Below are 26305 nucleotides of genomic sequence, written 5' to 3'. Positions count from 1 at the left end.
AAAAAAAAGAAAGAGAAGGTTCCCCCTTCTCTTTCGCTATCTACCTGTGGTGTTTCGTGGTCTCGTGGTACGTTGCCGTACCGATTTAGACGGTGCGTCCACTGCTTGACGTTTTCCTGCGACGTGTCGCTTGGACGTTGTCGGAGGCGTAACCTGTCGAGTGACCCGTGTTCTTGTGGATGGTGCGCTCTTGACCTGTGAAGTGCCAACCCGTCGATTTGATTTTGTCGGAGTAGCTGGCGCTTCATAGTGCTGGCCAGCACGCACATGGGTGTTGCCTGAATGCCGTTGAACAGGGCCTCTTGTCGTTTGCGTGATTCGTTGACGTTGCCCACTGCGTGTTGGGCGACGTTCTGACCGCTGAATACGATCACGCTGTTGCGCCCGTTTGTCGCCACGATTAGCAGACAATTGGTCTCGTCTGGCTTGTTCTTTGCGATACAAGACCGCATTCTTCCGGTTGGCTGTGCCAACTTTTTCTTGTTGCTGGCTCTGGTTATGCAGGCGCTCCAAGCGTCGGCTTGCGGCATTCGGTTGGCGACGTTCCCCGTTTCGATTCGCTGGAGACAATTCCCGACGGGAAAGCTGTTGTCGTGGTGTGCGCGTCTTTTCTTCTTTAGGCTTCCTTTCTCGCCTTACAATGCCATCTGGTTGTGTCTCGCCACTTCCGGATGGGTCTTGTCGGGACTGGCTCGACCTCCGTTCATTATCGGGTTTATTCCCCGTTGTTTGATTCGGATTGCGCCCTTGCAATTTATATTTATGTTGCTTGTTGGGGTTGTTGTCGTCTTTTTGATACTTATCGCGTGCCGCGTCCTTTCGTTTCTGATTCTGCGCTTTTTGGTTTTGTTGGTATTCTTTATATTTCTTCGGCCCTTGTAACGGGTGCCGTAAGAACATCATAGCCATACCTCGATTGCTAGAAAATAGCAGAAGAAAGAAACCTTTAAACTTGTAGATAAAAAACGGCATAAGGACATAGACGACAATAATCAAAATCTTTTTAAACGGGTCTGATTGGGAACTGGCAATGGAATAGCCGACACTAATAAACGACGTAAAAAAGATAGAAAGCAAAATAGTGAAGGCTTGTCCTAACGTCAATAGGCCAAAGCCTTTGGCGTAATTTTTGAGGACGTTTAGCCCTGTCGCAAATAGTCCGACAAACAACATGACCGGTAAAATCGGGATTAAGATGAGCTGCATAAACTGAAAGACCAGCCGTATCATAGCCAAGACAAAAAAGACGAGTAACTGAATGAGATTTAAGACGATATAAAACAAGCAGAACATGGCGTTGCTCCAATTGTTTTTGTAGTTAATGGTCGTATTCTTTAACTCTTTGCTTTCATAGTCTACGACTTTATCATACAACGTGGAATCATCCTCTAAGGAGTCATTGTCTAATAAGACGCCTATTCGATCATAGCTTTCGCCATCAATTTTAATTGTTTTAGAGCGAATACTTTCCACATCGGTGGTGCCGTAATTCATAATCAAATACGGGTCAAAGACGCTACTTTTAAAGATATTCGCCGCTATGACTTCCCCACTCTTTTTGGCTTTTTCTGCCCCTGTCGTGAGGCCATCATAATTGGCGGCGTCGTCTGGGTTTAAGGTAGGGTTCGCTTGAATTAATTCCGACTCTACCGTGCTACTGATGTTAAATAGCCCGTCCATGATGGTGCGATTGGACGTTGGGTTACTCAAAATGAGTAACGACGTGACTAACGCTACGCCTAGTAAGGCGGTTTTAATAACATTACTAAAGCGTTGTTCGACCGCAAATTTCGCGACCATGATGACGACAATGGCCACCATACCTAGCGTGGTCCCCGCATTATACAAGGTACCGGCTAACCCACTACTTAAGGTACTGAGGCTTTCTTTTAAACCAGACGTGATATCCATCGAAAACAATTGTTCGGCAACTTTCACATTCATCAAGCCAAGAAACTTCACCAAGCCCCACATCAAGTCTTTAAACGTCCCTGATATATTGACAATGGCGGCTTTAATCCCGGTAAAGGAGCTGTATTCTTTCGTGAGTAATTGAAAGCTGTTGGTGGCGTACCGGTCAAATATCTCATAGACCGTGGTGGCAGGGGCTACATTCTGAACCTCTTCGGCTGCTTGTCCCTGTAGGGAAAACAAGACAACCCCCAAGAAGCAGATACAACAAACAGACACCCAAAACCAGACCCACCGTTTCTTTTTTTGCATAGGCTACACCCCTTCTTTCATTTCCATATCTAAGGCGACCTTCGATTGTGTGCCTTCTTTGTCTGTAGAAGACACGGCACTCAGCCATTCTTCAAACATGACGTCGATGGCAATCGGTTGATTGCGCCCCATATGGTCTTGAAACAAGCATGTGCCGGCTTTTAAACTTTTTACCAAGTCCATATTGGCTTTGTTTGGCTCCATTTCAAAGAACTGTAAAATCTTCTCTTGTGCGGCTTGCGCTTTCGGTTTGAAGGCAAACTTGTGAGAAATCAGCTCCTTTTTGTCTTCTTTGTCATAGTCCATAAAGGCTTGGGTAACCAGTGTAATATCCGTTTTATTGGCACGGCCTTTTCGGAGACTATCGTCAATGGCGTAGCGCCCTTGGGGCGTGTGTTCCATTGCGCCCGCTTCATCATAAATAATGACGGCGTCTTCTGTTTTGTCTTCGGAAAAGACATACGTCAATTTCAAAATGGTCGTCCAGATAGCGACACTGGCGATTTGGTCACTGGTTAAGTCCTTGCTTTCGACTTCTTTTTCATTGGGGAGTTTTAATCCCTGAAGGCCTAAGACATTAATTTGATCGTTAAAGCGAATCGCTTTACTGGTATCGGTCCCGATTAAGACTTTCCCAATGCCACGGTTGTAGTTGGCCAATAGGACACCTAAATCTGGCTCTCGTTTTGCGACAAGGTCGATCACACGACTTAAGTTGTTGGGGTTGTTTCCCTCCATGACGTCTTTAATCGCTTGAATAAGCACGGTTTTATACTTCGTTGCAGTGCGACTGTCTTTATTCAGCTCGCCCAGCGTTTGTAAGACATCTAACGCGGCTTGTTCGGCTTGTTCTTTGGGTAAAAAGATAAGCGGGTCTAATATCCCGCGATAGTCTTCACTATCCGATATGGATATGAAGGCCACACTCTTAATGAGCTTTTTAAACATGGGAATGTTGCCGTATTGCTTCAAAGCACGAGCGAAAAAGAGTTCCGTTTCGTTCTTCGGGTCGACATATAAAATCTTCTGCCCTAAAAACGTCAGCCAAAGGAAAATAAATTTCACCAATACGGATTTCCCTGCACCCGGTGGACCCGTAATTAACGTATTTCCGTTGGTGTGTTTGGCGCCTTCGATGGCCAGTTTTGTTAGGTGGGGGCTGTACCACACCAATTGACTACTCAGTTCAATGGCCTGTCTCACGTCTCGGAATTTTTTCGCTGTAATGACACGCCCAACGGGTAAGCCATACCGATTCCCGACTTGCTTGGATAAGTCCATCCCTAAATCTGCCACATAGCCCGTCGTGACGTAATGGTCGAAAATCTTAAAGCGTTTTTTACTGCCTAATAAGCATTGATTAAACAACGTGAGATTGTCTACTTTGGACCGATAAACATCAAAATCTGTCGTGTCTAAGACAAACTCAATCGCTTTAATTCGTTCTTCTAACACATCTATTGAATAGGCACTGACCGCAATACAAAGCGATAGATTGCACATTCTGGTCGCTTCGGTGACCAATTGGTTGTTTAACTCATTTAACCGTTCTTCTCCAAATAAGATGACGTCATCATCATCTAATAGAGCAGCCGTACTGTCATAATCGAGTTCTTGTTGGAAAATTAACGTGCGTTTCTTTTTAATCATTTTTCTGTCGCGTTCTTTTCGATGAAAGTGAATTCGTTCATGTGTGAAAATAGGGAACGAGACGCTTTGTTGTAAGTCATGGACAAAAGCAGAGCCTTTGACCTGACTAGGCAACGAGACCAGCGGTAAAAAACAGACATAATGGGAACGGTCAAGTTGTTCAATGACAAGGTAACCATTTTCATTGCGTATCTCCCCTTCGCACACTTCTAAACGATTCAACGGACGTTTAGGCAAACGGGCAGTCGCTGGATGGAACATAAAATAATTCAATCGGTCTATTTCTTCTTCTGTGACCCGCTCTACCGTTTTGTAATTCAGTAAATCTAAAAACAGTTCTTTCTCTCGTTTCCGGTAAAAAGATAACAAAACGTCTGTTTCTGCCCCATTGCCCGTCATTTGACGAATGGTTTTTCCTACCTGCTCTTGAAAGAGCTGAACAAACTCTCCCGGTGTGGTGATTTCTTTTTTTTGAGTTAAACAGACAAAGAGATAGGTGGTATACTCGCTGACCTGAATTTCTTTTTCTAATAACTCACCGAGTTCATTAAAATAATAGCGGCCAACGTCCGCCAATTCTCCTCGTACCAGCTTCTCATTGGTCTGTTCAATGTGTTCTCTGATGTCAAAGGCTTTCGGAATATTGAGGATATGGTATTCGTATTCGTCATGGGACAATAGCCCTTTCCCGTTCTCACGGTAGTCTTCAAAAAAATCTGTATCGTTCAAGGGAAAATACACCGTATTTAAGCGATACCCCACCCAAACACGGCCATCTGCGGCAAAGAGAAAGTTTTGAATCCGGTCTTCTGTTGGAAAGACCACGGCGGTTGTTTTCGTGGTCGTCATGGAATCCCTCCTTTAAAAAAGGTGCCATATAGGCACCTAGCGTCTTAGTTTATGTCCTTTGTAGTGAATTGCGGTATGGTGTGTTTCAGGAACCTTGTGGCCATGTTCATAGGATACATTGTGTGTTCGTCGAAACAGCCATTTTCCGATAAGAAAGGCAACTACGCCTTTGTTGTCCCACTTAATAGAGAATAACCCCCATAATGCCGCGCCAATGGCCGCTAATAACAAGACCCAGCCATTGACTAATACGTATTGAATCAAGGGAATTCCTGTAATCGCACCAATCACTAGTAACAATCCAATGGAGACGACAGTGACCCCACCGACAACTAAGTGAGACAGTCGGACACCGTTAGTGGCAAACGGAATGGTAAACCAGCCAATTTTATATACCTTCCGCGGTTGCTTCATTTCCCGTGTGTAGTTGTACTCATAGTCCATCGTCAACACCTCAAGAAAATGGTGAGGGCCGCAACTGTTTGACGAATGGACAGCCCTGTCGTCCCTTGATTAAACACAAGATTTTTAAACCATTCGGCTATCGGTTGAATATTTTTTAGAGCTAAGATAATGACAGCTATAACGACAATGCCTACACCTACCCCAACCGATTTCCCCCATGATTCTGTGGCTAGTGCCACAAGCATCGATACAACCCCTACAATCGTTAATAAAATTAAAATTTGTCCAAAAAAACTATCTCTAAATGGTCCAAAATCAAACATAGTATTCTCTCCTTACATAAATTGATTGACAAAGTAACTGCCTTGCGTAGCGTCTAATTCCAGTGAAAAAGACGACTTTAATTCGGTCGACCCGTCATAGCTGAAACTGTACACGCCTTCTACAATCAGCTTATCGTCGTCCGTTCGCACCATATTGCCAATCGTCACGCTTTTACATTCCGCATTGGTTAGCCCTGTGACATTGGAAATCAGCGCTAAATTTTTATCATTGGTACAATACAATTGGAAAAAGTCCGTGACAAAGGCCGTCACCGTTTGTTTTTCTGCTTGGTCTACTTCTTTGCCTGATGTATAAAATTGTCGCTCTGAGTAACTGACGTCGTTACCGGCTAAATTGCTGGAGCGCTGGTAGTTGATATAGGTCGGAATCGACACGAGTTTAAACTCATTTTCCGCAAAAGACGCGTCTAAGACCACTTGCGTGGTATAGGTTTCTTCGCCTTCTGAAAAGACCACATCATAGGTCAAGACATAATAGTCCCCGATAGTGGCATTGGTTGCGGTTTTTGCTTCAATAAAGGTACTATTCTCAAGTGTCCGTTCAGTTGTAAGAGCGACGGTTTCCAGTCGTGACGGCTCTAGATTCGTCGCTAACTTACTGGTTAAAGCCGTTTCTCGCTCCTTGCGAGCCTCGTCTCCCACGGGATAATTGAAAAACGTCTCCAAAAACTGATAGCCTTCATAAATCACGGCGTCATTTTTCACATTGGCTTTCGTGACTTCTGCAATAATTTGGTCTTCTGTCGTCACCTTGCGATTGGCAATCGACGTGAGGGTGTTCATCCGTCCTAATAACATCAGACAGACAAACGCCATGCAAAAAAAGACCAAAAAGAATGTGGTAGACAACACTCTGCCTACCACATTCCGATTAAATCGTATACTGCGAGTATCTGTATCCGGTTCTTTTTTTTCTCGCTTCTTTTGCTTTTTCTTGGCCTGCTTTTTTGGACGGGTAGCGGCCTCTCGTGCAGTCTCCGGCACGACAAACTTTTTTGGTTCACTCATTGAATTTGGTACCGATCAATCAAGTGTTTTGGCACTTTATCATTGACCACGACTTCGTTGACCACTAAATTTGCCCCGTCCAAAAATTCCAACGCTTGTAAATACGCCGCCTTGGTCACCCCCAATTTTTGATGAAGGTCTTCAAAATACAAGCGACGCCCTACTTTATACTGCTTGTGTTCAATTTCATGTAACACATAAAGCTTGACGCTATCCTTTCCGCTGTATTGGCGCTGGATAGCGGTAAATTGTTGCACATTAATCGGGACGGTTTCAGACCCGACCTTCGCTTCTAGAGTTGAGGGTTCATTTTCCTGTTGGTACGTTTCTTCTGTCATTATGCTCCTCCTTTGATGGTTGGTTAATAGCCTGAACGCACGTCATAAATGGTAATAGTATCAATTTTATGCACGGTCTGGTCGACGGTTAAGGCAAGGAAAAATTCATTGGTATAGCCTTTGGACACTTGGGTTCCCCTCACAAGATACAGTTCAGGGTGTTCGGTATCGCGGGCGATTGACGTGATGGTGCCATCTGCTTCATATTCCACATGGGGATCGGCGTCAATTGTATTGTCTGCAATGCACCGGTCTGTCAGATACTCTCTGACGGACTGGTTGCGCTCATAAATATCTGAAAAGCTACTCCATTTCTCACTAAAGGTCCGAATCATAGCCGTATCGTCTTCTTGCGTGACAAGATAAGGTTCTGTCGAATCTAAGGTGGTGGAACTTACGGTGATAGACTCTGAGGAGTCACTTGTTTGGTCGGTTGGTTCTTGTTGAGACGTGGCGGTCTCTTCTTGACTACTCCCAGTTGTTTCCTTTAGTTGTGACGTTGAGACGGTTGTATCGACGACGTCGTCCCCTGAAATCATAGTCATTTTTACCAGTAACAGTATGCCTAGCAAGAGACAGACGACAACGCTTATCGCCGTAATCCACGGCCACCATTTACTTTTCATCCTATCCATTCCTCCTCACAATACTTTGAACAGGGCGGCTATACGTGCTAGTGGTCACGCCATGCCCTGCCCATTGGTCATATACGGTTACACTACCATTTGTAGCGGAAATAGCAACACCGGTATGGCCGTAGGCCGTGCTAAACCCATTCCCTGCTCTAAAATTGACGATGTCCCCCGGTTGAATGTCTGAGAAATTCGGATTTTCTTTGACACCCCACCCAAAAGCCGCCCAGTTGTAATCTGTGCCAATGTGGCTGGCTCTTGAAAAGCCTGACCCCATTAGCTTTGGGCCACCTAATTGATCGACGTAATACGCTGTTAAGCCATAGCACTCGCCATTGTACAAACTCACGCCAATCTTGGCTTGTAGGATAGCTAAATTCCCACTACCACCTGTTGGATTCGTGTTGTCCATAGTCGGAAGGGAATGCCATTTGGCTATGGCGTACTCGTCATATTGCACGAGATTGTTAGATGAAATAATGCCCATACAGGCTTGATAATACGGACTCGTTTCGGTAATCCCAGCGGCCGCATAGCCTCCACGGCCTAAAATTAACAGACACTCGCTAGGGCTTCTATTCTCCACACAGGCATTGAAATTGGCTTGTGTGGAGACCATAAATCCGTAATAACTAAATGAGGCCATAGCAGAGGGAAACTGCATATAATAGCCGCCTTCACTGCCGCCAATCCCTCGTGCCGACCCTCGTGGAAACGGACAATTGGTGAACCATGTAATCCCAAAAAAGTTGGTATCATTGACGGCCACACTCGACGTTCCCCATGTACTTTCATAGGCCCATTGCGATAAAATGACTGACGGTAACAACCGGTATTTGACGGCCGTTCCGACAGCTAATTGCGCGACTTCATCTGATATCTGTCCGGTTCCTTTGACATCTGAAAATAGCGGCAGTTCTTCGGTGTATTCTCCTGTAAACGCCCAATTCCCAGAGGCTCCTGTCGGATTAGATTCGGACGAATTTTGTCCTGAAAAGAGGAAGAAAATCATCAGAATACTGCCAAAGAAAAGGACCACGCCGCTTAAACAGCCTTTTTTCATTTTACAACTCGCCAGTCTCGACGTCGGTGGTGTCCGTTACAGATAGACCCTTGTCTTCTTTGGGTTGTTCTGTTTCTGACGTTATCGTCGCTTCTGTTTCTACCGTAAGTACCTGTATTTCTGCTTGAATAGAAGGAGCAGGTGCCGCTTCTAATTGCCCTTTTGCGGTTTGAATACTACTTACTTTGGCGTCTACTTCTGCTTGGGTGGCTGTTTCATTGGCAATCAAGTCCGTTGCACCTTGTAAAGCCGCTTGTAGCGCTTGCCAAGAGTTAGCCGTGTAGTCTGATTCTTGTAAGGTGTCGATTTCAGCCAGTAAAGTAGCTAATGCCGACGTATCGGCTTTGAGAACTAACTGGCTGACCGCTCCTTTTAATGCCACTACACTGGCATTGACAGTGTCTTGTGACACTTCGGTGTCATCTACAAGTACCCGTGCGGCTGTCAGTGCGGTGGTCACTTCTTGAGCGGTTGTGGGTGTATAACGTGATAAATCTAGCCCTTCTGCCGCCGTAATTTCGATCAGTAATTCTTCTTTATCCGCTTGTTTGACTAAGGACGCAATGGCTTGTTCGAGTGCGTCTTTCGCTGTGGTCACGTCTTCCAAGGTCGCCGCTGTTTCTTCAATGGTCGCTTGGCCTTGTGCTAAGGCTGTTGTTACTGCCGCAAAAGAGGTGCCCGTGTAGTCGTCTGCGGAAAGCCCTTCGGCTTGGACAATCACCCGCTGTAATTGAATGACCGCAATCTCTAGGTCAGACTTTTTCTCTACATTGTCTAACGCTGCTTGTAGTTGTGCCTGCATATCGTCTAGCGTGGCTTGGCTTTGTTCGTCTTTCAAGAGAGCTTCTGCCTGCACCAACACATCTAGCAGTGTGTCAATCGACGGGGAGTTGTAAAAGGCTGTATCAAGAGCTTTCGCTTCTGTCATGACTTCTAATAATGTGGCAGAGTCGCCTTTTAAGACCAATTGGCTAATAGCGTTACGTAATCGGGTTTCTTGCGTATTGACTTGACTTTGGGTACTGGATTGAGCGGTAACCATTGACTTGGCATAGCCCACTTCATAGGTCACCGCACTGGTTGTGCTAGAGAGATAGTTGGTAAAGTCTAATGACTCAACATAAGCAATCAACGTCATTAGATTACTATAATCCACGACAACCACAACGGGTGGATCGACTGGGTCAGTTGGTTTTTCAATCGGTTTTTCTGGTTCTGGTGTAACTGGTTGTGTTGGTTCAATTGGCGCTGGTGTCGGAGTTGGCGTCACTTGATTGGCCGTTTGTTGGGTCACAACCAATTGTTGCACCTGAGTGAGTGCCTGCCGCCGTTCAGACGATAAGTCCGCTTCCCTAGTCGGTGTCTGTGGAATGACACTTGACTGACTCGTTCGGGAGTCAGGGATAACGGTGGTGTGGGTGTCTGTAGAACGATCAATGACCGCTTTTGATTTGTCTTCTTGGTAAGGGCGATCATCTAGATAGTGCTTGTATCCTGAGCTAGACTCACTGGTGGATTCTGTTGTTGTCGGTGACGTGACTTCGGTTGGGCTACCAAAGACTTGCCAACTCGCAAACCCGACCAGACCAACAAAAAAAGCACCAGTCACAATCACTAGAGCTTTCTTTTGTTTCGTATTCAATTTTTTCATGAGTACCTCCTTAAACTTTCACTTCATCTTTTCTTAAATGCTATACTAAATCTAAAAGGGGTAAATGATGGAAACTATATTAATGACGGTGATACCTCCTGTTCTCAATATTATTTGGCTCGCTTATAATTTTCATACTAGTTCTAAATTACGTAATAGAAGAGAGACAGCAAATCCTTTGATACAGCATATATTTTTATCCTTTTATCATCGTATTGAACTAAATTTGTTTAAAAAAATAGATAGTCACAATCTAGAATACATTAAAGAAAATATTCTTGACTTGAAATCGTACATCAAAAAAAATCAACTTGAATTTTATCTAGATAGTCTTTTCTTAGTTCGTTTAGACACCCTATCAACCCACTTACAAGAGAAACAAATTAGATATTTTACTATTAATAGGTATTACCAATTATTTTCTACAAGTTATTTCAATCAACTAAACAATATTAGAAAAACTTTCAATCTGTCAAAAAGGGGATTAGATTACCGTATCAATTTTTCTCTTTTTTACAGCCTATTTCTTTATATCATTAGCGGAATTATCAAGTTTGTCATATACACATTTTTGCTAGTTATGATAATCCTTTATCTATATATTTTATTCCAACTTTCAACAAATTTACTAAACCAATTCCAATAGCTACAGCAAGAAGAATAATTGTGATTAAAAAAATACCTATCACAATCCTTTTATATAGCAACTTACTACCTAAGATTTTATCGACAATTAGCTCGATAGTTATTCGAAAATAATAAAGATACAGGCAAGCTACTACAAGTCCTAATAAGATAGTCATTCTGCTCTCCTCCTGTTTTTAGTGGTTAATTCTTCTTTGTTGTCTCTTCTTTTAAGGTATCTAATTCTTGTTGGGATTGCCGCAATTCATCTTCAAGTTGTTGCTTTTGCTGTGTCAGTTTTGCCATTTCTTTCTTCATAGCTTGTAATTCTGAATAGCCTTCGACTGATTGTTGGTGGATGGCGTCTAACAAGCTCTGTAGCTGACTCGTATCACTAGATTTTGGCGACGATTCTTCCTCTTTTAGATAACCGATTAATTGTTGAATATGTTGTTTTCGTAGGGTGACATCAACTAAACAGTCTTCTAAGATAGCAGAATGAAACCGTGGTTCTTCATAAAAATGGTGTACTCGTGCTTGTAAGTCAAGAACCCTGCCAAAAAGCAACAAGAAAAATCCTACAATACAAAGACAAACTACAAGAATGGTTTTTACACTTTCCATCCTATTTCCTCCTCGATAGATTAATAAGGATACAATTTTTTCAGGTTTTTTATTTCTTATACTTGCTTTTCTATCTGCCAATATAAGAAAATAATTTTCAGCCGTATACTATGATAGTAATGAAAGTGAAGTATATAGCATAGATGTTCATTGCAAAAAAAACGCACGCAATTTTATATGGTTTCATTATCTTAACAAATTCTTTCTCTGTATTTGCGATATACACTAGTGTCAAAATAGTTAGAAGGAAGGAGCTCCCAAAAAACAAAGAATTTATTTAACAATCTATCTTTCCCCCTTTATAAATTAGCCAACTGTTCCTTAATATCAAACAATTCATTAGTTTTTTCTTCTAACTGGTCTTTGTTTTTCACGGCCTCCTTTTCCAAGTCGCTGATTTCCTGTTCTAATTCTGCGATTTGGAGCTGATAATGGGTATATTTCGTGATATATTTTTCTAATTCAATACTGCCAGATTCTTCTTGCAAGGCTTCCGCCTCGTCAAGTTTATCTACTTTCAAATACGCATAACCAAGTAACGTCAGTCGGGCGTTATCTGTTGGCTTATCTGAATTTTCAAACGTTTCATAGACACGGATTGCTTCACTGTATTCGCCTGCTAATAGGGCACTGTCTAACTCTCCCAATGTAGTTGGGACGTCTTGGTTGAATTGGTCTAACTCTGTGGCAGTCGCACTGTCACCTTCTAAAATAGCTTCAAATAGAGCTTGTTCAATCGCGTCGCTCTCTTCCGGATAGAGCGTTGCCGCTTCTTGATACTCCCCACTAGAGACTAATTCTGCTACGGTTGGTTGTTCGGGTTTGTTATCTGCCCAAACTCTTGTGATAACGAAGGTGATCGCCACAAATGCCAAAAGAACAACGGGCAATACTAGCCATTTTTTAGGAATGGGGCGCCGCTCTTTTTTTACCTTTTCAGGCTTAGGTTTCTTGACAGTCTTTGGCTTCGGTTCTTTTTTAATCCTCGTTTTTTTAGGTTTGACCTGTAACTCCTGACCGATAAACGTTAAAAAGGCTTCTTTGTCTTTCTCAGGGGAATCGTCCGTTTCTAAGTCTTGTTGAATGAGAGTGAACAAGTCGAAAGAAGGATAAGGAAATTCTAACGGCAACGTGTATACTAAGGTATCGTCATACCATAGTTCCACTTCACACGCCATTTGCCAGTCCATATCTAGCGCAATGTTGTTGCCTTTTGTGAGTAAGGCTATCCCTCTTTCTTGAGGAAATCTTTCGTGTAAGGGCATATCCAGCGCTTCATCCGCTTGGGTGATACAAATTTCTAGCATTCCTTTCTCCTCCTCTCGTTCAGTCATCCATTTCAATAGGACGCGTGCCTGCTTCGACTCCTTCTAATTCTTCTGCGAAGACCACTTTTTTCGGTAGATGTTTGGAAAACTTCACCCGGTATTCACTGCTATTGAGACTGACAATATAGAAATCTTCCACTCCTTCATCAAAGAGCGCAAATTCATTTTTCTTTACATTGAAATAGTCCATAACAGCTTGGGTTTGGCGATATTCTTGTAGATTTAGATAGTCCATAATATAGGATTTTCCTAACCATGCTAAGATAAATCCAACAATGAACATAAAGACATAGGTCACCATAGGGTCACCTCCTCTAATTTTTTTGTACCATCAAGGCTTCCTTTCCTACTAGTTTTATAACCAAGAAAAGGCCTAGTATTTCTATTACAATCCATGCACTTACAATCACATACCATACAACTCTTGCCCATCTTGGAAAATCCAATGGAGCTGTGATATGAGGTAATAAAACAATATCAATCGCAAATACAATTCCTATATACATTAGAATTGCTAGATATTTCATGCCTATTTACCCCTCACTCATACGATTTTGTTAACCAAGAATAACGCAAACGAAGTGAAATTTTTCGACTGCCCAGAAGGAATGATGTTTTATCCGTTGACTCCATAACCTTGTTGGTTAAGGAATTTACAAGAATCCAATCCCTCCATTTATTTCCCTCAAACATCCTATCCTTTTGAATATACGATAGCTCTTTTTTCGCAAGCTCCGACCAGTTAATAGAGCGTCGGATATTCAGCCAAAGTAGCCGCTTATTCAAGTACCCCAATCCAATCATGGTGATACAAAATATTGAATTAGACACGAAACTCATTGTAATATCCGCAGTAGAGTAAAGTCCCTCGTAGGTACTTAGTTGTGTGAGGCTCTCGCCGATACATAACGTGTTAAAACAAAATAGCGACAGTAGTCTACGAAAGACTTGCCACCTTTTGGCTTTTTGCACTGCCATACAATAGCTGACATAGATTGCATAAACTAATACTACAGTTTCCAAAACAGCTTCACCCAATGAAAGAGCCTCACCAAATGCGGTGGTATCTACCCCTTCAAAATAGACACTGAACAGTATAAATTGCATAAGATAGACGGCCAATCGTATTGCGGCAACCCAACTCAACAACGCCACTATATTTTGAAGTTGAATCCACCAAAACATGGGTTGTATTAAAAGGTGTTGGACTTTTTTTATACTAGAATGAATAGACTCTCCTGTATTCTCATTCATAACATTCCTCCTCATTCTCAAATTTTTTAGTAGTCAGACAATAATCTTTACAAAAACCAAATCTTTACTAAAAACAAAATAACTGTGATACCTGCAAATAATAAAGCAAAGAAAAAACCTAACCAAATACCCTTTTCAATACCGTAAGAGGTTAGCAAGTTTGACGTTATAGTACCTAATAGGTCGAAAAAAAAGTACCCAACCACGATGATTGGTACTAAAAGTAAAAATCCACCTATAGCATAAAATTCTATTCCCATAAAGTTTTCCCCATTCGTATTCAATGCCATTTTGGTTCTTCAGACTCGTCAGGGTTCCGTCCGTTTAACCGGTCCAATACGGTAGCTGAACAGATATCTTCCAACAAATAATCTGCTTGTATTCGTGAAGAAACGTTCTTCTTATCTTGTTCAGCTTGCAATTGCCGCACCGCAAACGATAATTCCGCACTTGTATCGCCTAACGGGAGTTGTTTTTCTAACTCTTTTCCGATGTACCTTAATTCAGAAGGCGTCGTTTGACAATTTAGACAAACAGTTTGAATCTTTCTTATTTGACTCAATGAGTAGCCTTTTTCCATAAAATAAGTCAACCAGTCTGTACTATAGGGGAAGTCCACTCCACAATGCAGGACAAATTCCAAAACCTCCTCTAATTTTTCTACAGAATCATCTTGAACTATTTCTTCTTGTACAGTTTCGTCTTGGAGTTTTTTTAAGGTATAGGCTACTTCAGCACTTGTATCTTCAAGTGGCAGCTGCTTGTTTAACTCTTCTTTGATCGCTCTGAAAGTATAGGAGTCGTTTGGATATATCTGGCAGACGGTTTGAATCTTTCGGATAAGAGATATCGAATAACCTTTTTCTGTAAATAGTGCCAGCCAATCTGCACTTAATGGGTGTTCGACATTATGACTTAAAACTCCTTCTAACGCAGCATTTAATTTCTTGTTGTCACTCTCTAATTCTTGAGCTTGCCATTTATGATAACGAGAGTTCAAAAAAAGTCCGACAAGTAAGATAACGCCTGCGCCTACTGCTAACATAACGAGAATAGACATTATTTTCCCTCCTATTCTAATAATCGTTTGGCAAAGTCAGGTGTAAAGTCTGATAGGTTGGTGATTTTGACCACGTCACCGGTTTGTGGGGCATGGATAAATTGACCGTTTCCAATATAAATCCCAACATGGTGAGTATTGCCACGTTCGCCAAAGAAAACTAAGTCTCCCGTGCGTAAAGCGGTTAAGGAAACCTCTGTGCCAACGTGTTCTTGGTCAGTGGTCACTCTAGGCAAGTCCATGCCTACGGCGTGCTGATAGACGTATTGCACCAAGCCTGAACAATCAAAACCGGTAGGTGTTGTGCCGCCCCATACATATGGAATGCCTAAATATTGCAAGGCTTCCGTTTTTACTGCTTGCGTGTCTTCGGTTTCATCTTCCGCCAATACCAACGGTTCATCATAAGTGCTTAGATTGTAGGTTTCAATCAAACCATTCAACTTTTCTGCATAACTAGTATCTGTCGCATAGCTGCCTTCTAAAGCAGTCGTAGCGTCTTGGTAACTGGTCGTGTTGGTTTTCCAAGTACCGGCATAAAATTGGTTGTTCCATGACACGCCATCCGTCAATAAGGTCGCATAGTCCGCTAGTGATTCTTGGTAGTTTCCGTAGACTTTAAAACTAGCTTGTGTCGTATATAAATTGCCAGTGCCATCATCTTCTTGGGTCGCATAACTCACACTATTGCCGTTGTACTCCCCTTTAATGCCAAACAAATTATAATTTGGTGGACTGGCAAGGTCGCTTGACCCGCTCCCACTTTCTAAAATTGCTTGGGCAATCATAACGGAAGCGTAAATGTCTCGCTCTTGACCGACTTCACGAGCTTGTTCACCGATAGTTAGAACAAATTGCTCTGTTGTCAAGTTACGGTTATAGGTAATCGTGGCGCTATTGCTAGGTACCTCAACTGTCGTTTGCGTTGGTGTTTCTACGACTTCTGACGTTGGCGATTGTGCTACTGCAGTTACCCCCGATTGTTCAGCTGTCACTGGTGCTTCAGTTACAGGTGGAATTTCTTCAGTGGGTGCCGCTTGTGTTGGTTCCTGTACTGGATTTTCCGTAGCGTCCTCTGGCAGAGTCGTCGTTTCTTCCTCAACCGGTGGGGCAACTTCGTCACTTGTATTATCTGAATTATTCTCAACTGGTGAAGTTTCTGGAACATCCGTTTCTTCAGCTGGTGGCGTGACGTCTGGCGTTTCAGTCTCTTCAATAGTAACCGGCGGCTCAATTTCTGGTGTTCCCTTCGCTGGTGCTTGTATAGCCGTTTCGGTCTCCGTTGGACTATCCGCCGTTTCAGAGGCAAACGCACTTGTAGGAGCCGCAATAATCGGGAATAGAATAGCAATAATACTGGTGATTCCTAAGATTTTTTTCACTGATTTTCCCCTTTTCTTAGTTAATGTAGAATTTACGTTTGTCCTGCTTTTTATTTTCTTGGAATCGCTTATGATGATAATTGCGTACAAAATCATCTATATTTTCTAAGACAAGATTCACGCCCTTCCAGCGGAAATAGTGTTGGACAGGATATAACAACGTGTCTCCTTCAAATTTAAGGTGTGTGGCGTTTTCTACATCTGCCACTTGATACAACGGATTTTTGCCGTTAAACCAATTCCAATTCATATGGAAAAACTGGTCGTTTGGGTCAATAAAATCATTGTGAAATTGGCTCGTTCTTACAGAACAATGAGAACCACGTTTCACTACGAATATTCTTTTTTCTTCGGTCACTAGAGGTGTCCTCCTTTCCAATAGTTTTGTTGATTAGGTCACGAGGGTGCCTCGAATAATCAATCGTTTGTCACCGGTGGCATTACACGTCACAAGTGTTAAAAGGCCTTCACCTTCCGTATCTTCAATCACATGGACCGCTGACGGTTCGACAATCGTTGTTTCGGTAATGGTGTAACTCGCTTTTTCTCCGTATGCTTCTACATCGATGACTTGGCCGACTTCCGCATACCGCAAACTACCAAACAATAAATTCCGATTCATCATGTTATGACCGGCAAGTGCATAGTTACCTTTGCCGACTTCCTGATTTGGTTTCATGGTGCCAGCACCAACTTGCAATAAATCGTCTGTGCTACCTTCCATAATCGCCGTGTGTAAGCCGATTTCGTCACAATCAATCCGGCCAATGCCGTAATCAATAATCAAACGGTTATCAGCGTTTATCACGTCCATTTCAGAAACATTTTGCACGTCACCGTTATACTCGCTCTCAATCCTTGTGGGCTGAGGAGTTAAAAGGTCTAAACGGTCTTGTTGTTGGTGCGTGAGAAACAAACGAAAAGCCGCCAGTATAATAAATAGGACAACGGCGGCTATCATGAGGAATTTCCCAATTTTTTTCATGGACATCCTCTTCTCTTTAAAAAAAGAGAGAAGGATAATACCTTCCCTCTAAAGATTATTGTTGTTCTTCTTTCTTGCGGCCCATAAAGTAAAATGCTGCCCCGACAATCGCAATAATGGTAATTGTCGCAAAACTAATCGCACCAATGGTTTCACCAGTTTGCGGTAATTTAGGAATCAAGCCGTAGAGGTCTTGTTCTTTATCTTTGCCGTCAAAATTGTGTTCGGTGTCTTTTTCGCCACCCTCGTTGATTCCTTCTTCTTTGAAGTAGAAACGAGTGTTTTGAGGATAGTTGCTCGTGTCAATTTTTTCAGTAACAACCGTTTTTGCATACACAGCGTCAGATACAACATAATCAATCACATCAGATTCCCAGATATCCTTTTCTGTTCCATCCGGTAACGCTGCGACTAAAATTGTCTTGAAGGCACGTTTCGTACCATCCAGTACATCATCGTGTGTAATTTCAACGTCATCATACATGTTAATCACGTCGCCATAAGTAAAGCTGTTTGAACCGTTGCCCGTATGAGCTTTGGTCTTGATTGTTACTTTTGGAGTTTTCACGTCAACCATTTGTTTTGGATCGTCTAAATCTTCGTTGTGGCGGCCAACTTCATTTTCTTTCTCAGGGTCAGAATAGATAATGTGTTTCGCTGCTAAAATTTGGCCGTCCCCTAATGTGCCTTTCGGAACTGTTAAGTCAGTTTCAAATTCTTGGATTTGAGTCCCGTCACCTATGATTTCAAAACTAGTTTGGTCAACTACTTCTTTATCTTGGTTCATGTAGAACGTATCCACATAGTACGTGTGGCCTTCTTTCATGCCTTCAATCGTACCGTAATCAGTTAACTCATTGTCGATGTCCGGATTGATTTGTTTGTGGCCATCTTTGGTAGTCGCAAAATCAGTCACGATTTCTAACGGTTTACGTTCGTTAACTGCATTCAATTCAATGACAGTGCCATCTTCAGTTGGTGTAACCGTGAAGCTTAAGTCTTGGTCATTGTCTTCATACCAATCCAACGGACGAGTTTCATCAAAACGGTAGTTTCCGGTTGGTAAATCTTGAACGACAATTTCACCTTCGGCGTTGGTTGCATATTTGCCTACAACAGTTTCTACAGCGTCGTCGCCTTCGACGTCAATACGAACAAGGTTAAAGGCAACGTCTTCAAGTGGTAAATTGTCTAAGCCGTCCACTTTTGTTAGCTTCACAGTCGCACGTGCTAATTCATTTACGATTGGTGTGCCAGTAGCCGGTGTCGTTTCCACCTTATTTTCTACAAAACTATCCGCCCATACTTGAATGGTATGTGTTTCATTGTTGTTTGTAGGTGTGTAAGTGAAGTTATACTGGTCTTCACTAAGCACATGATCTTCGCCGGCATAGACTTCAGATAAATACAAATCTAGTTTTTGGTTTGGCAATGTCAGATTCGCAAATGACAGTTGGCCATCTTTCACAGTTGTATAGCCTAAGCTAGAACCAGAAGCCAACGTCGTGTTTCCTAATTGAACATCTTGGCCAATGTTTAAACTAAATACTTGTCCGTTTTTAGCGTTTTCCAATTCAATAACTGCTTGACCATCTTCCCAGCCAGCAACGACTTCTTGTTGTTTGTATCCAGTGATATCAATTGAGTTTAAACTGTTTTCAACTGAAACAGAGGTAGACGTCACGTTGACAGATTGGCCTTCGTATTTAATTTCAAAAGGCGTTGGGTCAGCCTTCACAACACCTGCTGGTGCGGTTACTTCGACTGCTTCATATTTCCCAGGGTAAAGCGCAACGGGACTTGTAGCTTTTCCGTTAGCGTCCGTGGTTACGACAACATCTGCGCCATTGTATTGAACAAATGCGCCTTTTGCCGTGCGTACAGTGCCATCCGCAGTTGTAATATCTTCTAAAGCACGAGCTTTAAATTGGAAGCCGGCACCTGCTTGTTGCATATATTGAATGTCAAAATAGTTGCCAAATTCACTTTCTTTTTCAACAACACCCGTTCCGGTTTCAACGGTTTTATTTACAACAAATTGGCCTTTAACTGGCATATTCGTCATTTCAACGACCACTACACCATTCGCTTCGGTTCCTGTTACGTCAAAGTAGAATGGTTGGTCTGCCACTACATAGCCATTTGGCGCTTTTACTTCTACAGCTTTGTAGCTACCAAAGGCAAACATGGTAGGGAAGTTTAATTCACCCTTGTCATCTGTATAGAATACAGAAACATCATTGTTGTTTAAGTCTTTTTGAATCAATTGTTCGCCAGTAGTTTCAGAATAAATTTCAAAGCCAGCATTTGAGCGGACAACACGTTTACCTGTTTCGGCGTCCACTTTCACAAATTGAATTTTAGCTTCGACAACCTTATCCACGATAGAATAATGGAAAGTTTGACCATGTTCTGAAATCGTGACAAAGAAATCATCAATTGTTTGGTAGCCAACCGGTGTTTTGGTTTCGGACACACGGTACGTACCATAAGGTAAGTCCGTTACTTCAAAGAATCCTTGTGCGTCAGTGGTTGTTTTCGCAACTTCACTGTTAGCTCCAAAGTTTTGATAGACCGTAAATTCAACACCAGCTAGTGGTTGTTGGATATTATCACCGCCATTTGCTTGTGTAATAGCATTCCACGCTGTTGTTCTCCAGTCGTAGTTCGATACTTTAATGCCATCAAACCCGCCTTTTTTAACAGCTTCTTTAGCAGTTGCGGTTACTTTAGAGACTGCAACATCTTGCCCAGCGTAAGCAGCTGTGACAGCGATTTTTTCATCTGATTTTAAGTAACCTGTTGGAGCGGTAATTTCTTGGAAGTAATACCCTGTTTCAATGGCATAGGTATCTTTCGTTGTCGCAGAGTAGTTGCCGTCTGCGTCTTTAGAAATCGTCACCCGTTCTAATTCTTGACCGGTTGCGTCATATAAGCCATAGATAGCACCTTCTAATGTCGCTTGACCTTGAGGCGTATTTCCTGTTTCGCTATCTTCTTTTAACAACTTAAATTGCGCTGTTTGAAGGGCATTGGTAAAGGTTACGGTCTGAGTTTCGCCGGCAACAATCGTTACGGTTTCTGTCTTGCCATCACGTACATAGCCGTGTGGTGCTTCAATTTCAGAGATACGAACGACATCATTGTTCGTAGCCGTATAATCTGTTAATCCATTTCCATCCGTCCGCATTTCTACTGTTTCACCAGTCGTTTCATTTTCAAAACGGAACAATGTATTTGCAAGTGGTTGACCCGCTTCATCGGTCTTTAACACCCGGCCAATCCCTGTTTTAGCTTCAAAATTGACATTAATTTGAACCGATTGAAGAGGATCTCGAACCCATTGCCCGAAGCCGATAGATTGGTATCCATTACCTACTGACGCCACAATTGGTTGAAATTGACCAATTTTACTACTTATAGAATTACTACTATAAGGACTTGAATAAGTTAGTGCGGCTCTCAAAAAGAAAGTATCACCACTACTGATAGTATGCGTTCCTGCCCCTAACACATTCCCACTAGTTCTACTTACTAGCTCAACTCCTTCAGGTACTCCTAAATCATAGTTATCACTAGGATTAGAGTCTGACCATATTGAAAAATCCTCGGAAACTTGATAACTACCTTCTATCCTGGTATCTGAGTCTGTCCTATTTACGTGAATATCGCCACGTGGTGCTGTACCATTATTAACACGTTCCCAAAGAGCAGCGTATTCCGTGAAACCTTGTCCAGTGGTGCCACCACTGATAATGCGGTCTAATACTAGTGAAGTAACCACCATACCAACGTTGTAATCAGAGAAAATATTTGCCGGTCCTCCCCACCCATAATACAACGCATTACGGACACGTTGATCATCGTAAATATCTGCTGAACCGGTCATACCTGTCGCAGGGGTCGGTAAATGGTGTTGCACACAAAAAGCTTGTTGGCCGTCAATTCTAAAATCACCGACCGTACTTGTATAGCCATAAGGGTTAGTAGCGGAGACGTACCCTTTAAATTCGATGGTTACTTGTTGCCCTGCGTTCACAGAACGAGCCATACGGAACGTGGTACTTGCCGTTGTCAACGTTTGAGCTACACCCGCTTTTAATAATTCTTCATATTTGGCTGGTACAATAGAATCACCGCCGCCAATATATAATTCTTCACCTTGATAATACAACACACCATCAATGACATATAAGGCTTCTTTGTCCTTCATTTCTTGATGAAGTTCATCTGCAGCTGAAATTGTCCGTGTTGTATAAGGTAATTCAGCGTCGTCATCTGTGGTGACAGGACTATCATTTGCATTAGCTGTCTCACCATTTGCCTCAGAAGAGCTACTTGAATCGGTTGGCGGTTCTGAGTTTTCAGTAGCAGGAGTAACTTTACCGTCTGACGTCGAATCTTCGGTTTGGACTTCTGCTGCTGTTGTATTGTCATTTTCTACTAGCTCCGTTTGAGCTGTAGTTGTTAATTCATCTGCTAAAGCGAATGCTGGTGTCCCCAATGTACTGGTCATTGTGACAAACACTGCTAATAGCGTGAACAGTTTCTGATGAAATTTTTTCATATGTCGCTCCATTCTTTAAAAAATCCTCGCAACGTCCAGCAGAAAATCGTTACGAGGTATCAAAAACAAGAATTTTGTTGTTTCTCCACAAAGGACTCATTCCTTTCTAAAATCAATTTATATGTATAAAAAGACTGCATAACCTTTTGGCTATGCAGTCTTGTATTTTCTATTTAGTTTTGTTTAATTCATGATACTTGGGTCGAAAGTACCACCTTCCCACGAGGCACCTCCACCGTGACTACTACTTCCACCACCCGTGACTGTCCCCCCTGTAGAATTTCCTCCTGTATCGTCGCTTGATCCACCTGAATTGGAACCAGAGCTAGAGCTAGAACCGGCACTATTACCAGAAGAACCGCCACTTGTTGTGCTGCCACTAGACGAACCGCCACTACTAGAACCACTAGAGCTTGGGGTATAGGAATTGTTGTTTGAAGAGCTACTTGAACTATTGTTGGAGCCACTATAAGTTGAGCTACTTCCACTGCTAGAACCACCTGAAGCACTGGAACCAGTCGAGCCAGAAGTAGAAGAAGTGGCTGGTGCTTGAACCGCATAACTACCATCTTCATTTTGGACGACTGTCCCACCAGTTGAAGCGGCTTGTGCCTCTGCCTCAGCTTTTGCGGCCGCTTCTTCGGCTGCCTTTTTCTCATCTAATTTAGCTTGCACAATTCCCAACTTGTCAGTTAACGTCGCTTTCACTGTCTCATTTTTAATGGTATCTACGACTTCTTTAGCGGCGTTGTAACTGTCTTGAGTCACATCTTCTTTTGGTGTGTCGCCATCAAACAACGCATTCACGGTATCTGTTGCCTGTGTAATGGTGTCCACTTGGGCTTTGGCATTGTTATAGACGGAATCAAAAGCGTCTACCCATTCATCTGCTTCGATATCTGCAACTAATGGTAGAATTGCACTCAGTGAATCTGCTGTGGTGGCTTCTTTAATTGCTAAATCAGCATGTACCGTTGTGCCACTCAACGCCGCTGTATCTCCATCGAATACTTCATTTATTGCGATTTGTGTCGTGTACTTATCTTCGGCATTCATTAATTGACTTTCGAGTTCTTGATAGCTTTTCGTGAACGCAGCGTTAGATAAATCTGAATACTCACGCACAACCGTATCAGCTTCTTTTTTTGCACTATCCAATTTCTTTTGAAGCCCATCCATTGTCGCTTGTGTTATATCCGCCGTTAAAAAGGCCGGTTGTTCGGAATCAAACAAGGCACTGATTTCTTTTGCGAGTGAACCGTCCTCGTCCACAAGATCCGTTTGTTGTTGCAAGGTAACTTGTGCATTCACTCGTTGTTGGCGACTTTGACTAATTCCATAAGCGGTACTACCACCGCCAATCACCAAGACAACACCTAACGCTCCACCAATCACCAATAACTTTTTTTTCTGAGTAAAATTACTCCATTTATTCATTTTGTGACTCCCCTTTTTTTCCCTGACTTAAGAAACGTGCAACGTACTCTTGTTTCAGCTGACTTTTCGTTTTTTTCGAATAAAGATGTTTCTCCCGCCAATTAACCAATTGTTTGATGGATACATTTAAGGCTTTACTAATTTGAATATAATCATATCCAACATAAACATAATGCAAAAATTCTTCTTCAGAAATGTTGACAGTAGAAGGTCTACCACCTCTAGGTTTTCGTTTTTCTAGGTGAAGAATCTCTTTTTTGGTAAATTGTTGTATTTCTTCAAGTTTGTCTTTATCACTAAGCCAATCATCTTGATGTAACATAGCCAATAAACGGGCGCGCTTGTAAGCTTTTTCTTCTCTTGGTGTCATCTAACTTTTCTACTTTCTGTTGCTGGAACAGAGAACTTGGCGCAAAGAACGGAAGCATTAACTGTTGTTCCTTTGGCCTTAACAGCAACATATAGTTCGGTTTACGTATCAAACGGTACTCCTGATTTAGCTCTAATTTCTGTATTTCACGTCCATAACCATCTACAAGAGGCCAAATAAAATTTTGATCAATAACCTGAATTTCTCTTACTTCCATTATACCAACTTCCCCTCATAAACTAAATCATTCACCTTATTTGGAAACTCATTTCTTGCCCTTGTTCTCCGGTTTCGCTAAATAGCTAATTGTGGCTCATGCCGGCCGTTTTAGGGTTAGGTCGAATAAAGGTTCCATCTGAATCAAAGCCACTGACTAGTTTTGCATGTTCTTGGATATACAAGGCCACCTCATGATGGATAAAACTTGTTTTAAACGTCTTTGCATGAAAGGCTTCGTAATACGCTAGTTTATTTTGTAAGCGAACAAGCTCTTTTTTTGACATTCCTTTTCCCCCTTTTGGTGACCTTTGACTAGTCTACTCAGCGAAATATGTGGCTAGAGCCGTTTCTTTTCTGCTTTACGAGCTAACGTTTTGGCTTTTGTTTCACTGACTTCGGCCGTTTCTTGATACGTGACGTTCCCTTGTGGGTCTAAAATTTGAAGTGTCCATTTTTTTACGGTCTTTTTTGTTGGTTTTTTCATTTTTTCTATTCCCCCTCTTAATAAATTAGGTGGCTCTCAATCCGATAAGCCTTTATTTCTACGCCATTATCTATCCGGCGTCGTTGGACTCGTGTTTGTAGTTCTTCAAGTGCTTCTTGTACTGAATTGGCCTCAATATCTCGCTCACACCCATTCGCCACAGTCCCTAGTGGACTGGGTGTACTTATCCAATACACATCAAACTGATTCATTTGTCCCCCTCCTTCTTTCTTGTCCTGTTTTCAGGTTCGTTAGGCGGCACTTTGTTGTGTCACGTTTGCCTAACAAAACTCAAAATAGGGCATTCCCTATCTTTTCTTAGGTTTGTTTGTACATGTGTGTCTGTGCGATTCCTCATGTTACACTCCAGAATTGTCGTAGGGTTTTTAGCATACGGTACCCCAAACTCTGTAATACCTAGTCTAAATGCTCGCTCTTTCGAGGTCTTGGCAAGTGGTATTACTGCACGGGCTAAGTTCAAACTGCTGTTGTCGCCCACTCCAACAGCAGCCAAAGAAAAAGAATCATAGGTCTCTATTCTGGATTATTCTTTTTCCGGATATTCAGTTGTGAAAGATCCCCTGCTTGTTTACAAGCAAACCTAAGAAAAGCTAGTTATTATAACTCAATTGCCTGTGTAAGCCGCAATTGATCCGTTATCTGTTTTCGTCTTGCAATTACTCGCCCTTGTTTGTCTACCACTGTTTGAATAAACGGGTAGATATGGGCTAAGCTCACAATTTCATGGTTCTCATTGGTGTACGCTTCCGCTACGACTTTCTTTCTGGGCTTCATATGGCCTCTTTTGCGAACCGTATAGCCCATCATCATGTACATGTCATGGTTCAGTAATCGAACACTCTTTCCGACCAGCGCCAGAGCGCCGATTGATAACACTTGTCCCTTATCCAACACATTCACTACTGCTTGTTTCATCCTTTTCCCCCATTTCATGACCATGTTCATTTCCACAGTAGGGCGAACAAAAACAAAAAAGAGGCTGACCCTGATTTTCATCTAGGTCAGCCTCTTGCTTTTCTTCTTAAGCTGAATAATTTAACCAACAACCTTTTTTCGCTAACTTTCGCAAGAAAAATTTTTGTGAAGTACCAAAAAGTGGCCGTATGTGTTAAAATTATTCAGTCAAGTTTACTTGGCTAGAGGAGCTGTTCCAGAGAAAATGCACTGTTTTTTCTGCGGACACCCTTGACCACGCAGCAACTCGTTGAGAGACAAGTTGTTGCACCCTTGAGCCTGAGAAACTCATAGGGGGTTAGGGGGCTCTTCTATTTTTGTTTGTTCGCTCAAATCTAGCAACAAACAGATTTATGCCGAAAAAGTGTCAAAACACGTTTCTTTTTGTATGAATCTTTAGCAAAAGAGTAGCACGTTTTGAAATCTTCTGCAAGTTAAAATCTGCCTGTTTCTAAAAATTGGCTAACAATCGGTACGCTATTTCTTGTTTAACCATGGACAGTTTAGAGCGGATATATTTGAATTGCCTAACTATAATTTAATATTAGCAAACGCATGTTCGCATTACAAGAGTTATACTAAAAAAAAATTGACTTTTTTAAAATTTCTGTTCTTTTGATAACCATCTCGTTGGTGTTGTGTTGTTTTTTCCACCTCTCCCAGTCTGCCTGATCCACTCGTACAGGACGTGCAGTAAATTGTTGAGAATCCCAGTCTACCGCCAGCAAACGCATTTCAGCTGGTTGATTGAATCCTTTCGGTTTTACCACATACACGTCTCCAAGCTTAAAGCTCTCTACCCGTTTCACAAAGATTCTCCTTCCAAAAAATTG

General features: G+C 42.3%; 29 protein-coding genes. All 29 read right to left on the bottom strand.

The window, feature by feature from the left end; genetic code table 11:
* Nucleotides 1-36 precede the first annotated feature (36 nt).
* Nucleotides 37-2223, bottom strand: coding sequence for a CD3337/EF1877 family mobilome membrane protein (locus AC1Z3S_RS18130; RefSeq protein WP_461741528.1), 2187 nt, complete (start codon nt 2221-2223; stop codon nt 37-39).
* Nucleotides 2224-2226: 3 nt separating this feature from the next.
* A complete protein-coding gene (locus AC1Z3S_RS18125; protein ID WP_461741527.1) occupies nt 2227-4722 on the bottom strand; it encodes an ATP-binding protein in 2496 nt (831 codons plus the stop codon).
* 36 nt (nt 4723-4758) lie between these two features.
* Complete coding sequence (locus AC1Z3S_RS18120; protein ID WP_461741526.1) at nt 4759-5166, bottom strand: TcpE family conjugal transfer membrane protein; 408 nt, start codon at nt 5164-5166, stop codon at nt 4759-4761.
* A 2-nt stretch (nt 5167-5168) separates the two neighbouring features.
* Nucleotides 5169-5450, bottom strand: a complete 282-nt coding sequence (locus AC1Z3S_RS18115) for a hypothetical protein (RefSeq protein WP_461741525.1) — start codon at nt 5448-5450, stop codon at nt 5169-5171.
* 12 nt (nt 5451-5462) lie between these two features.
* Nucleotides 5463-6479, bottom strand: a complete 1017-nt coding sequence (locus AC1Z3S_RS18110) for a conjugal transfer protein (protein WP_461741524.1) — start codon at nt 6477-6479, stop codon at nt 5463-5465.
* Nucleotides 6476-6817: a hypothetical protein gene (locus AC1Z3S_RS18105; RefSeq protein ID WP_461741523.1), complete on the bottom strand. Its 342-nt coding sequence runs from the start codon at nt 6815-6817 to the stop codon at nt 6476-6478. The genes AC1Z3S_RS18110 and AC1Z3S_RS18105 overlap by 4 nt, the downstream gene beginning before the upstream one ends.
* 23 nt (nt 6818-6840) lie before the next feature.
* The gene (locus AC1Z3S_RS18100) at nt 6841-7443 is read right to left on the bottom strand and encodes an EF0163 family protein (RefSeq protein ID WP_461741522.1); all 603 of its coding nucleotides are present in this window, start codon (nt 7441-7443) and stop codon (nt 6841-6843) included.
* 1 nt (nt 7444) lies between these two features.
* Nucleotides 7445-8512: a glucosaminidase domain-containing protein gene (locus AC1Z3S_RS18095; RefSeq protein WP_461741521.1), complete on the bottom strand. Its 1068-nt coding sequence runs from the start codon at nt 8510-8512 to the stop codon at nt 7445-7447.
* Nucleotide 8513: 1 nt separating this feature from the next.
* Nucleotides 8514-10163, bottom strand: a complete 1650-nt coding sequence (locus tag AC1Z3S_RS18090) for a hypothetical protein (RefSeq protein ID WP_461741520.1) — start codon at nt 10161-10163, stop codon at nt 8514-8516.
* A 578-nt stretch (nt 10164-10741) separates the two neighbouring features.
* Nucleotides 10742-10966 (bottom strand): hypothetical protein, encoded by a 225-nt coding sequence (locus AC1Z3S_RS18085; protein WP_461741519.1) that lies wholly within the window; start codon nt 10964-10966, stop codon nt 10742-10744.
* A gap of 25 nt (nt 10967-10991) precedes the next feature.
* Nucleotides 10992-11411: a hypothetical protein gene (locus AC1Z3S_RS18080; protein WP_461741518.1), complete on the bottom strand. Its 420-nt coding sequence runs from the start codon at nt 11409-11411 to the stop codon at nt 10992-10994.
* Nucleotides 11412-11710: 299 nt separating this feature from the next.
* Nucleotides 11711-12718: a tetratricopeptide repeat protein gene (locus tag AC1Z3S_RS18075; protein WP_461741517.1), complete on the bottom strand. Its 1008-nt coding sequence runs from the start codon at nt 12716-12718 to the stop codon at nt 11711-11713.
* 19 nt (nt 12719-12737) lie between these two features.
* Entirely contained in the window at nt 12738-13040 is a 303-nt protein-coding gene (locus tag AC1Z3S_RS18070) for a hypothetical protein (protein WP_461741516.1), read from the bottom strand.
* Between the two features lie 13 nt (nt 13041-13053).
* Nucleotides 13054-13266 carry a hypothetical protein gene (locus AC1Z3S_RS18065; RefSeq protein WP_461741515.1) on the bottom strand — a complete coding sequence of 71 codons (213 nt, stop codon included), beginning with the start codon at nt 13264-13266 and terminating at the stop codon, nt 13054-13056.
* Between the two features lie 13 nt (nt 13267-13279).
* Nucleotides 13280-13993: a hypothetical protein gene (locus AC1Z3S_RS18060; protein ID WP_461741514.1), complete on the bottom strand. Its 714-nt coding sequence runs from the start codon at nt 13991-13993 to the stop codon at nt 13280-13282.
* A gap of 47 nt (nt 13994-14040) precedes the next feature.
* Nucleotides 14041-14283, bottom strand: coding sequence for a hypothetical protein (locus tag AC1Z3S_RS18055; RefSeq protein WP_461741513.1), 243 nt, complete (start codon nt 14281-14283; stop codon nt 14041-14043).
* Nucleotides 14274-15053, bottom strand: coding sequence for a hypothetical protein (locus tag AC1Z3S_RS18050; protein WP_461741512.1), 780 nt, complete (start codon nt 15051-15053; stop codon nt 14274-14276). The genes AC1Z3S_RS18055 and AC1Z3S_RS18050 overlap by 10 nt, the downstream gene beginning before the upstream one ends.
* Before the next feature lie 11 nt (nt 15054-15064).
* A complete protein-coding gene (locus AC1Z3S_RS18045; RefSeq protein WP_461741511.1) occupies nt 15065-16435 on the bottom strand; it encodes a glucosaminidase domain-containing protein in 1371 nt (456 codons plus the stop codon).
* 16 nt (nt 16436-16451) lie between these two features.
* Nucleotides 16452-16793 carry a hypothetical protein gene (locus tag AC1Z3S_RS18040; protein WP_461741510.1) on the bottom strand — a complete coding sequence of 114 codons (342 nt, stop codon included), beginning with the start codon at nt 16791-16793 and terminating at the stop codon, nt 16452-16454.
* Nucleotides 16794-16826: 33 nt separating this feature from the next.
* Complete coding sequence (locus AC1Z3S_RS18035; protein WP_461741509.1) at nt 16827-17420, bottom strand: class A sortase; 594 nt, start codon at nt 17418-17420, stop codon at nt 16827-16829.
* A gap of 55 nt (nt 17421-17475) precedes the next feature.
* Entirely contained in the window at nt 17476-21987 is a 4512-nt protein-coding gene (locus tag AC1Z3S_RS18030; RefSeq protein WP_461741508.1) for a SpaA isopeptide-forming pilin-related protein, read from the bottom strand.
* A 183-nt stretch (nt 21988-22170) separates the two neighbouring features.
* The gene (locus AC1Z3S_RS18025; RefSeq protein ID WP_461741507.1) at nt 22171-23424 is read right to left on the bottom strand and encodes a hypothetical protein; all 1254 of its coding nucleotides are present in this window, start codon (nt 23422-23424) and stop codon (nt 22171-22173) included.
* Entirely contained in the window at nt 23417-23794 is a 378-nt protein-coding gene (locus AC1Z3S_RS18020) for a hypothetical protein (RefSeq protein ID WP_461741506.1), read from the bottom strand. Before AC1Z3S_RS18020 ends, AC1Z3S_RS18025 begins: the two co-directional genes overlap by 8 nt.
* On the bottom strand, nt 23730-24011 hold the full coding sequence (locus AC1Z3S_RS18015) for a hypothetical protein (protein ID WP_461741505.1): 282 nt from the start codon (nt 24009-24011) through the stop codon (nt 23730-23732). The genes AC1Z3S_RS18020 and AC1Z3S_RS18015 overlap by 65 nt, the downstream gene beginning before the upstream one ends.
* 85 nt (nt 24012-24096) lie before the next feature.
* Entirely contained in the window at nt 24097-24297 is a 201-nt protein-coding gene (locus AC1Z3S_RS18010; RefSeq protein WP_461741504.1) for a hypothetical protein, read from the bottom strand.
* A 53-nt stretch (nt 24298-24350) separates the two neighbouring features.
* A complete protein-coding gene (locus tag AC1Z3S_RS18005; RefSeq protein ID WP_461741503.1) occupies nt 24351-24497 on the bottom strand; it encodes a hypothetical protein in 147 nt (48 codons plus the stop codon).
* A 17-nt stretch (nt 24498-24514) separates the two neighbouring features.
* The gene (locus AC1Z3S_RS18000) at nt 24515-24709 is read right to left on the bottom strand and encodes a hypothetical protein (RefSeq protein ID WP_461741502.1); all 195 of its coding nucleotides are present in this window, start codon (nt 24707-24709) and stop codon (nt 24515-24517) included.
* Between the two features lie 406 nt (nt 24710-25115).
* Nucleotides 25116-25514 carry a hypothetical protein gene (locus AC1Z3S_RS17995; protein ID WP_461741501.1) on the bottom strand — a complete coding sequence of 133 codons (399 nt, stop codon included), beginning with the start codon at nt 25512-25514 and terminating at the stop codon, nt 25116-25118.
* 536 nt (nt 25515-26050) lie between these two features.
* Nucleotides 26051-26305: hypothetical protein (locus AC1Z3S_RS17990; protein WP_461741500.1), on the bottom strand; the 255-nt coding region annotated here is incomplete at its 5' end.

Source organism: Enterococcus sp. LJL90, from assembly GCF_056924355.1.
This window is presented reverse-complemented; position numbering and strand designations above follow the sequence as displayed.